The organism is Chryseobacterium sp. SIMBA_028 (genome assembly GCF_046535285.1).
Taxonomy (GTDB): Bacteria; Bacteroidota; Bacteroidia; order Flavobacteriales; family Weeksellaceae; genus Chryseobacterium.
The window spans coordinates 1-253 of sequence record NZ_JAWRWZ010000580.1 but is presented as its reverse complement, the minus strand read 5'-3'; the positions used below and the strand labels follow the sequence as shown (position 1 = coordinate 253).

Genomic DNA, 253 nt, shown 5'->3' with positions numbered 1-253 from the left:
ACAGGACCTGCATGGTGGGCGACTGATCGCGCGATCTCGATGTGTTCCGGGAACCGCACAGGATTCCCGACGGCGTTGAAGATCCCGCTACTTTTCTCCTCCGCGAGGTGGAGGAGCCAAGTAGCGAGGTCGCGGACATCAATGAGCGCGGTCGGGAGTTCCGCCGTGTCTGGCACAAGCACCGCGCCGGCGTCGTTCGAGGGGTTTGCGAACCGGCGAACCCAATACGTTGTGCGCTCCGAAGGATCACCAG

Annotated in this window: 1 protein-coding gene; it reads right to left on the bottom strand. The window is 62.8% G+C overall.

All coding sequences use genetic code 11. The features are described 5' to 3' along the window. On the bottom strand, positions 1 to 253 hold a 253-nt coding region (locus tag SCA31_RS24575; RefSeq protein ID WP_410699584.1), incomplete at both ends, for a hypothetical protein.